The sequence below is a fragment of the Vibrio sp. OPT46 genome (assembly GCF_015163535.1).
Lineage (GTDB): Bacteria > Pseudomonadota > Gammaproteobacteria > Enterobacterales > Vibrionaceae > Vibrio > Vibrio alginolyticus.
In genome coordinates this window covers 62,968-71,734 of record NZ_JADDYG010000684.1, presented here as the reverse complement: position 1 = coordinate 71,734, position 8,767 = coordinate 62,968, and the positions used below count along the sequence as shown (strand labels likewise).

Annotated in this window: 8 protein-coding genes and 1 pseudogene; 6 read left to right on the top strand and 3 right to left on the bottom strand. The window is 44.0% G+C overall.

Annotated features, from left to right (window positions below):
- The 4 genes and pseudogenes from IQR33_RS34285 to IQR33_RS25235 form a co-directional block, all read left to right on the top strand.
- A pseudogene (locus IQR33_RS34285) lies at positions 1-161 on the top strand (FAD-dependent oxidoreductase); the annotation flags it as partial.
- A 113-nt stretch (positions 162-274) separates the two neighbouring features.
- A complete protein-coding gene (locus IQR33_RS25245; RefSeq protein ID WP_193838045.1) occupies positions 275-1,399 on the top strand; it encodes a M14-type cytosolic carboxypeptidase in 1,125 nt (374 codons plus the stop codon).
- 454 nt (positions 1,400-1,853) lie between these two features.
- Positions 1,854-2,834: an OmpA family protein gene (locus IQR33_RS25240; protein ID WP_193838046.1), complete on the top strand. Its 981-nt coding sequence runs from the start codon at positions 1,854-1,856 to the stop codon at positions 2,832-2,834.
- A 200-nt stretch (positions 2,835-3,034) separates the two neighbouring features.
- Positions 3,035-3,904, top strand: a complete 870-nt coding sequence (locus IQR33_RS25235) for a LysR substrate-binding domain-containing protein (protein WP_193838047.1) — start codon at positions 3,035-3,037, stop codon at positions 3,902-3,904.
- Between the two features lie 68 nt (positions 3,905-3,972).
- Here IQR33_RS25235 and IQR33_RS25230 read toward each other — a convergent pair whose 3' ends face one another.
- Positions 3,973-4,848, bottom strand: a complete 876-nt coding sequence (locus IQR33_RS25230) for a LysR family transcriptional regulator (RefSeq protein ID WP_025998654.1) — start codon at positions 4,846-4,848, stop codon at positions 3,973-3,975.
- Positions 4,849-5,096: 248 nt separating this feature from the next.
- Between IQR33_RS25230 and IQR33_RS25225 the strand changes: the two genes are divergently transcribed.
- Positions 5,097-5,333: a hypothetical protein gene (locus IQR33_RS25225; RefSeq protein ID WP_005374030.1), complete on the top strand. Its 237-nt coding sequence runs from the start codon at positions 5,097-5,099 to the stop codon at positions 5,331-5,333.
- A gap of 121 nt (positions 5,334-5,454) precedes the next feature.
- On the opposite strand, the gene IQR33_RS25220 is transcribed toward IQR33_RS25225, so the two are convergent.
- Positions 5,455-6,825: an L-serine ammonia-lyase gene (locus tag IQR33_RS25220; protein WP_193838048.1), complete on the bottom strand. Its 1,371-nt coding sequence runs from the start codon at positions 6,823-6,825 to the stop codon at positions 5,455-5,457.
- A 131-nt stretch (positions 6,826-6,956) separates the two neighbouring features.
- Between IQR33_RS25220 and IQR33_RS25215 the strand changes: the two genes are divergently transcribed.
- Positions 6,957-7,799, top strand: coding sequence for a YdcF family protein (locus tag IQR33_RS25215; RefSeq protein ID WP_017635105.1), 843 nt, complete (start codon positions 6,957-6,959; stop codon positions 7,797-7,799).
- Here IQR33_RS25215 and IQR33_RS25210 read toward each other — a convergent pair.
- Positions 7,789-8,445: a hypothetical protein gene (locus IQR33_RS25210; RefSeq protein WP_005374025.1), complete on the bottom strand. Its 657-nt coding sequence runs from the start codon at positions 8,443-8,445 to the stop codon at positions 7,789-7,791. The two genes, IQR33_RS25215 and IQR33_RS25210, sit on opposite strands and share 11 nt — an antisense overlap.
- Positions 8,446-8,767 lie beyond the last annotated feature (322 nt).

Sequence of the window (8,767 nt, the reverse complement as noted above, 5' to 3'; positions counted from 1 at the left end):
ATTTCCCACCAGAACCGCTTCGCTGGACCGGGGCTATGATAGTGCGCAACGCGGTACGTCGCAAAGAGGAAGCAGAAGATAACGAGCAGACGCCATTCATCTGGGATAAGTGGCTAGCAAAACTCGCGGGACCAGCAGGCAAAGCGGATAAGCTTGACTAAACTGAAGACTTTAGCCACAAACGAGACAGTTTGCAGTGAAAGTCATTGGGGCGCGATGAAGCCTTGTGTTAGCCTCTGTCTTTCAAGCTCAGATTTAAAAGGTGAGTCATAAAATGAAAGTATTCAGCAACTTCGATAGCGGCAGCATTCACGTAGTGAAAGCGGACGACAAAAACGACATCCAACTCAAAATTCCTAACGACAATATGTCGGAATTCTACCAGTGGTTCCACTTCCGTCTTGAGACAGAAGCTGAGCAATCGCACACCATCAAATTGCTTGATTTGGCTAAATCGGCTTATCCAGAAGGATGGCAAGGTTACGATGTGGTTGCGTCTTACGATCGTGAAGAATGGTTCCGAGTACCGGCAGAGTTCGATGGCGACACGCTGACTTTCACTGTAATCCCTGAGCGCAGCTCAATTTACTTCGCGTACTTTGCGCCATACACGTACGATCGTCATTTAGACTTGTTACACATGGCACAAAGCGCGCACCACTGCCAACTTGAAACACTAGGCCATACATTAGACGGCAACGACATGAGCCTGCTTACTTTCGGTGAGCCAGAAGAAGGTAAAAAGAAAATCTGGATGATTGCACGTCAGCACCCAGGTGAGACAATGGCGGAATGGTTCATGGAAGGTATGATCCAACGTCTGTTAGATGAAAACGACACGGTTGCGCGTGCATTGCTTGAAAAAGCGGTGCTTTACGTCGTACCAAATATGAACCCAGACGGTGGTATTCGCGGTCACTTGCGTACCAACGCAGTAGGTGTAAACCTAAATCGTGAATGGCAAACGCCATCAATGGAAAAGAGCCCAGAAGTCTACCTTGTGCGTCAGCGCATGCTGGAAACGGGTGTTGACATGTTTTTAGATATCCATGGCGATGAAGCGATTCCGTATAACTTCGTCGCTGGCTCAGAAGGTATTCCTTCTTACGATGAAAATCTTGCCGCTTTAGATACATCATTTAAGCAAGCGTTACTGACTATTACGCCAGAGTTCCAAGATGAGATTGGTTACGATAAAGATGAGCCTGGTAAAGCGAATTTGACGGTCGGTTCAAATTGGGTTGCAGAGCAGTTCAAATGCTTGTCTTACACAATCGAAATGCCATTTAAAGATAACAACAATCACCCAGATCCACTTTATGGTTGGTCTCCTGAGCGTAGTGTCTTGTTTGGGCAAGATGTATTAGCTGCAACGTTAACCGTAGCGGATAAAATTTAGCTCGACGAGTTAACGCTTTTTCATTATTTCGAAAACAGCTCATTTAAATGAGCTGTTTTTTTGTGCTCTCCAGCTCCACGCTCCCCTGTAAAAATTTGTTGCCATTCACAAGCTTAAATGATGATTCTTAAATTTGAGAAAGTGGCTTTTTATGGTGATTTGTGTCACAGAAAGTTGGCTTCTTTGTGATATTCTCCGCAACGAATTGACTATGGCTAAACCAACGCAACGAACTTTATTTTTCGGTTGGGTATGCGGATGAAGCTCATGAATAGATGGTCTTGAGGTTACCTTTTTCCGTTTTACGTCATTGGCGTTTGAATATCATTTTTGATTCTTTCCTACGCTATTTAGCTATTTCTATTCGAAGAAAAGAGAAAGTTACGGCTTCATATTTTACGGCAGTATGCTGCCGCGGTGTGTTGCTTTGTGTACAAGAAAAAGGAAAAGAATAATGAAAAAAATCGCTATAGCAGTGGCTACTGTACTTGCTGGTGGTGTGATCTCAAACGTTGCACTTGCTGACACTTACATGGGCGGTAAAGTAGGTTACAACTCTCTAAACGATGCGTGTTACCTAAACAAACCTTGTGACGACGACAGTTTTGCAGCATCTATGCACTTAGGCTACAGCTTCAACAAGTACGTTGCAGCAGAGTATGGTGTTGATTACCTTGGTGACTTCACTGCAAACTTCAAAAAGCCTGGCCTAAACACCGTTGATGGTGATCTTTGGGCGTTGACGCTTGCTCCTAAATTTAACCTACCGCTAACGGATTCTTGGAATCTATTCGCGAAAGTTGGTGCTGCATACATGATGGCTGGTGACGAGAAAGATTTCGTACCAACTGGCTCTCTGGGTGCTGAATACCAAATCAACTACAACTGGAGCCTACGTGCTGAATACCAACGCTACCAAGATATGTCTGATGATGTAATTGAAGACATGGATTCAGATTTCTTCGGTATCGGTTTCAACTACAAGTTTGGTTCTGAGCCAGTCGTTCAAGAAAAAGCCGTTGAAGAGGTGGTAGAAGCACGTCCTGCAACACGCATTGTAGATCACGTTTACCCTGCTCAAACAACAGCGACAGTACAATTCGACTTAGAAAGTGCAGAAGTGAAAGACGCGTCGAACCTTTCTGGTACCGTTGATTTGATGAATACTTACCCACAAGCTCAAGTTGAGATCACGGGTTACAGCGATACGACAGGTTCTGCTGCTTACAACAAGCAACTCACAGAAAAACGTGCGAAAGCCGTTGCTGACGAGTTCCAAGCAAAAGGTATTGCGGCTGAGCGTATGACAGTGAAAGGCATGGGTGAAGCTAACCCAGTGGCAAGCAACGAGACACGTCAAGGTCGTCAAATGAACCGTCGTGTTGAAGTGGTTGTTCCTGCGTTTGAATACCAAACAACTGAAAAAGCAGAATAATTCCTGCTTAAGATAAAGTTCCAAAAGCCAGCGTGTATCACGCTGGCTTTTTTGATCCCGCTTAACTAACTCAGTAGTTGTGTAGAAACATAGTTATATCGGGACGCTTTGACATGTGCTCAACATACGTAAACTCAGCTCCTTCATCAATTTGTCATCACCAGTTCATAGCATGACAGCCAAGTGCTTGGGAGAATGATATGCAAAGTTTACCGCCGCTCAATTTGCTCCGAGCTTTTGAAGCCACGGCGCGACTACAGAGTTTTACAAAAGCCGCAGAGGAGCTAAATGTGACTCGTGCGGCCGTAAGCCAACAGGTGAAATCGCTAGAGTCACAGCTCAATGCGACGTTATTCGTGCGCAAGGGCACTCACCTTACGCTGACCTGCTCCGCGCAAGAATACTGGCCAGTGGTTAATCATGTGCTTCAAACATTATCGACCACGACGCAGCATTTATTTACTCGTCCCAAGAATACGCAAGTTAACTTACATGTCGCTCACAGCTTTTGCTCTCAATGGTTAATGCCAAGATTGGCTGATTTTCAGCGACAATTCCCAGACATCTCCTTTAAAATCTCGACTACTGCTAGTACAGTTCCAAGCGCCAGTGCGATTGCGGATATCGAAATTATTAACGGAGATGGAGATTGGCAAGAGCAAGAAGCCATACGATTAACCCAAGAAAACTGGATCGTTGTCGCAAGCCCGGGCTTTATGCATTTAAACCCGATAAATGACCTCTCGCAGTTAGCTAAAGTGCCTAAAATCTGCACTAGCGGTTATCATGAATCTTGGCAAGAGTGGCTTGCGCACCAAGGTTATCCAGGGAAGGTGAGCAAAGTCGTCGCCGAGTTTGAGCATTCATTGCTTGCTATTCATGCTGCGATTAATCAACTTGGCGTGTTGTTGGTAAGAGACTTTCTTGTTGAGGATGAGCTGCAACAGGGCGTATTAGTCCAGGTTGGAACTTGGCATATGCCAAGTTCTGGTGCACATTATATGATGGTTCGAGCATCCGAAAAATCACACGTAAACACCTTTGCTCAATGGTTAATACAGAGTCTTTAATGTTCGTTCAGCGAGTAAGTAGAGCGCATGTGTGGTTTGGCTATTATTAGCAGTAGCAAGTCATCAGTCTAGGACTGAGCGACATGCTTAATGACATCTAATAACCACTGATTTACCGGAGCTTGCTGTTGAGAGCGACGACAGCTCATCACGTAGCGAACATCAAGCTCTAGCCCAGCAGGAAGCGCGATACTCCGGCAACCCTTAGGAACATGTCCACTCATCGTTATGCCAAAATGATTCGTTTGCAGAAGCACTTTTTGAATCATCGCTGGATGCTCAATTTCCACTTTAGGTGTGGTTCTAAAACCTATATGTTTGAGCCTTTCCAACACTGGGTATCGGTAGTCGTTCCATCCCGGCGTTTTAAAAAGTATAAAAGGGTATTCTTCTAGTTCTTGGGAGTTTTGAGCGGGATGATCTTGTCGAACAAAAAATACCGCTTTTCCTCGCCCTAGTTCGGTCTGAACAATTGACTGTGGCAGATCTTCATCAAAGTAATGAATCGCAATGGCGTTTTCACCGTCAATTAATCGTTTTTTTGCTTCGCTACCCCAGCGCAAACATGAGAATTTTGCTTCTGGAGCGTGCTTTAGTAACTCCAAGTAAAACTTGTCACCAAAGTACTCCCAAAACAATGTGTTGGCATAAATAGTGATTGAACCGTCAAAATGAGCTGGTGAAAAATGCTGTGGTTTGATGGAATCAATACTGTTGATTATTTGCTCAAAATGCGCAATGTTCGCTTCCACAAAAGGTGTTGGTTCAAAGCCATTTTTGGTCTGAACGAATAGCGGATCATTGAGCTGAGTTTTCATCTTTGTCAGATTTTTGCTGATTGCTCCTGACGTTTTACCGAGTGATTCTGCGACTAACCGGACGTTACGTAACTCATACATCCGTTTTAATACCAAAATATTTTGAATATCCAGATTAACGCTCATACATTGTCTCGCTTGGCTTTTGTCGACAAATCATATCGCTGAATTTCTTAAGAAAAGACAACGCTCGGTCAATTTAAGTTGCTGCCTTATCCCTGATTTATTGAAGGTAACGATAAGTTATTCTTGGTTACATCAGTTTATTAGCATGGATTTCCATTTGGTAAATAATGGCTTTCCTCGTATGAGCGCGTTTCTGTTGTTACAGTTTTTCCACCGACAGAAAGTAAGAACGATAATAGAGGTGATGTATGAAAAAACTAATCGCACTTGTTTTGATGGTTTGCTCAACAAACGTAGCATTTGCTGGCGATGGGTCATACACGGGCACGATTGATATGACGATGGCAACGAAAAATCAGGTTGACGTAGAGCGTGCAGATTCTCAATTGACGCTGAAGGGTCGCAATGAAATGGCCTATGGCGGTGTAACAATCCATTCGGATGCTGCAACTCAAAAAATTGAACTTCGTGGTCGACGTGATTAATCGAATAGTTTCTTGTTAAGAAAATGCCGCGTTCTTCGCGGCATTTCTATATGTAATATCATCAGATCATAATTACCAGATAAGCGTATGGTGAGAAGCTAAGCGCAATGACCACCTGCCATTATTCGCATGGCGGTGCCATATGAATGACAGCTAAGCCCCCCAAAGAAGTTTCACGGTATTTTTTATTCATATCTTTACCAGTCTGATACATGGTTTCGATAACTTTATCTAACGAAATTAAGCATTTACTTGTGCGCTTTAATGCCATACGCGATGCATTAATCGCTTTCATTGCTCCCATGGCATTTCTTTCAATACAAGGTACTTGAACCAAGCCGCCAATCGGGTCACAAGTCATACCCAATGAATGCTCCATCGCAATTTCCGCAGCAATACAAATCTGCTCGTTACTGCCCCCTCTTAGCGCTGTTAAGCCAGCGGCAGCCATGGATGAAGAAACCCCAACTTCTCCCTGACACCCCACTTCTGCACCAGAAATTGACGCGTTAGTTTTATATAAGATGCCGATAGCGCCGGCGACTGCGAGAAAGTCTTTTAGCTGTTTAACATCGAGCTCTTTGATGAAGCGATGGTAGTACATCAATACCGCCGGAATCACCCCTGCTGCGCCATTCGTTGGAGAAGTAACGACTTGCCCTCCTGCTGCATTTTCTTCACTAACCGCAAAGGCGAAGAGATTGATCCAATCCATGATCTCCATCGGATCGTTTTCAACTGCAGCGTTGGCTTCGAGCTTTTTCAAAAGGTTTGGTGCTCGACGAGTGACATTTAGACCACCTTCCAAAATCCCTTCCGTATCGAAGCCACGTTGCATGCAGAGCGACATCACTTTCCAAATTTGCTCTGCTCTTTGGTTAATTTCTTCGTCTGAGCGAAATGCGAGTTCGTTTTGGAGGATCATGCCTCCCAAGCTGAAACCGTTCGTCTCGGCTTTTTCCAGCATCTCATCTGCGGATGTAAACGGAAATGGTACTGCGACCTCATTTTGTTGCGTGCCGTTCTCTAGTTCGTCGGGGGTGGCGATGAATCCGCCTCCAATGGAGTAATAAATTTCAAACGCTACTTGATCTCCAGCTGCGTCTAATGCCGTAATCGTCATACCATTTTCATGCAGGGGAAGGTTGTCGCTATGAAAGACGATGTCATGGTCGTAGCTAAACTCAATCTGGTGTGTACCGGCGAGCATGAGCGTATTATTGTCTATGGTATTTTGTAGCGCACTTTTGGCACTGCTCATTTTGATGGTATCAGGTTTATTTCCCATCAAACCAAGGACCGTGGCTCGGTCTGTATGGTGCCCTCGACCTGTCAGTGACAATGAGCCATAAAGGTCCACTTGCACCCGATGCACTTTCGCCATAGAGTCGCTAACTAGCTGAGTGAAATGGAATCCGGCAAGCATAGGACCATTAGTGTGGGAGCTGGATGGCCCGACACCAATTTTAAATATATCGAAAATCGACAGCATAATTGACTTCCTTTAGCAGTGAACCTTTATAAAGGTCTCTAGAACAGTGTTGTTAACTAGATGTTAAAGCTTGTGGGTCGGGAGTGAAAGAAGATTTTTGTAACACTGCCAACTAAGCGCGAGATTTTAAAATGAAGTTAGACAACATCGTCATCGTTTTAGGTAAACGCCTCGTCAATAACAGGTTGACCTCTGAGGGCATAACCAGAGTCGAAGCTTTGTCTTGTAGGACTGCATCACTACCGATAGAGCGAACGGTGATTGTTTTTTGTGGCGGAGTAACGCAAGGACAAAGTGTTTCTGAAGCAGAGGCGATGTACGCGTATTTTAGAACCCTAAACGCAGACTCTGTGAATCCGTTCCCTGAACGTCATATACTCTTAGAAACGGAGTCGTTGAACACGTTTCAAAACATGCGTTATGTTTCCCAAGTTTTGTGCAAAAGTGGGTTGTTCGAGTTATGGTTGGGGCATCCGGTTGAGGTTATCTTGCTGTCTAATGACTACCACCTCGAACGAATCATTGATATCCAGAATTTGATGGATGAGCAAGGCTTATTACGAGTACTTAAATCCGATTGCGAATCCATGGGGGTGACCCTCAATATTCCACTGGATATCAGCAAACATATTAGCGTGCCATACCCACATAAAGGGCTTATGGCGGAGACATTCTTGCTACTCGATGAACTCACAACCTACCGAGTTTATTTAGAAGGGGTCAAGCATGGCGTATTTTTCCGAGATTTATCAATTGTCCGAAAAAAGCCACTTATGATCGCAAGAGATACTATTCATAAATTGCTCTCTTTACCGCTCGATAAAGAGGCTTTGCAACATATTAAAGAAATGAAAAAGGCCGTCGAAATGACGGCCTTGGATGAATCTGTAGGTGCTGCGGAAAAGGCATTAAGTATCTTCCATCCGATACTGACGGCATTGAACCGTCGCTTTGACCCAGAGTCTATTCATTAAGCTCGCGTTTTGTGCGGACGGCGCTTAATGCGATCAAACAGTAGCAAAGCAGTTCTATACCTTCTTCTGAGATATTTTTAACATCACGGATGTAATTTTCGTCCATCACTTGTTGCCAAAAACTACCCATACCATACAAACGAGAGAAGACTAATAATAGCATTACAGCACCAACTAATAGCTTCATATGTGGCACCGTTAAAATGGTCGCCATTTCGTTCATGGTACCTTTACCACCTTGGTAAGCTTTGGCGCAAGCCAGTGCGGTGACAGCAAGTGCTGGGAAAACCCAAGAGCCATGATGAATCATGTCTGTCCAATAGTCCGTTTCGCGAATAATCAGTACTGCAAAAAATCCTGCAATCAAAATAGCCGCATGCTTTAGCTGAGGCTGTTGTTTCGATAAGCTGAAAAACGACCATGATGCAATAGCAAGCATCACAAGCTGGAGCGTTTCTGTAACGGAAAGCTCGCCAAGGCTTGATCCCAACACGACATAATCAAGACGAAGACTAAGGTTAACGAGAATACTTATAGCGACAATCATCAAGGCGTTTAAACTCGATTTATAAATAATGCGCTTTGATTTTTCAGTAACAACGTTGCTTGGGGCTGACTCGGCTTCTTTTACTATTTGTGTTTTCATCTTGCTCACCTGTCCCAGAAAATGTGGAAGAAATGTGAATTAGTGTGATCTGTGTTTGGAATTTTATTGTCCAAGTGGAAAGTTATGTCAGGGGAATGTCAAGAATAGAACACTGTTCGATATAGGGTCGATGTGCGGTAAAGTCAGAGGTATGTAAAAACAACGTAAGAACACTTTGATAAATCAAATAAAAAAGGAGCCCAAAGGCTCCTAAGTGATAGAGGGAAGGTGACGTATCGATAAAAATAATTAGTAGTTGTCACCCTCATTTTCTTTGTGATTCTCGCGATAGTATTCCCATTGCTCGACGCGTTCATTGTCC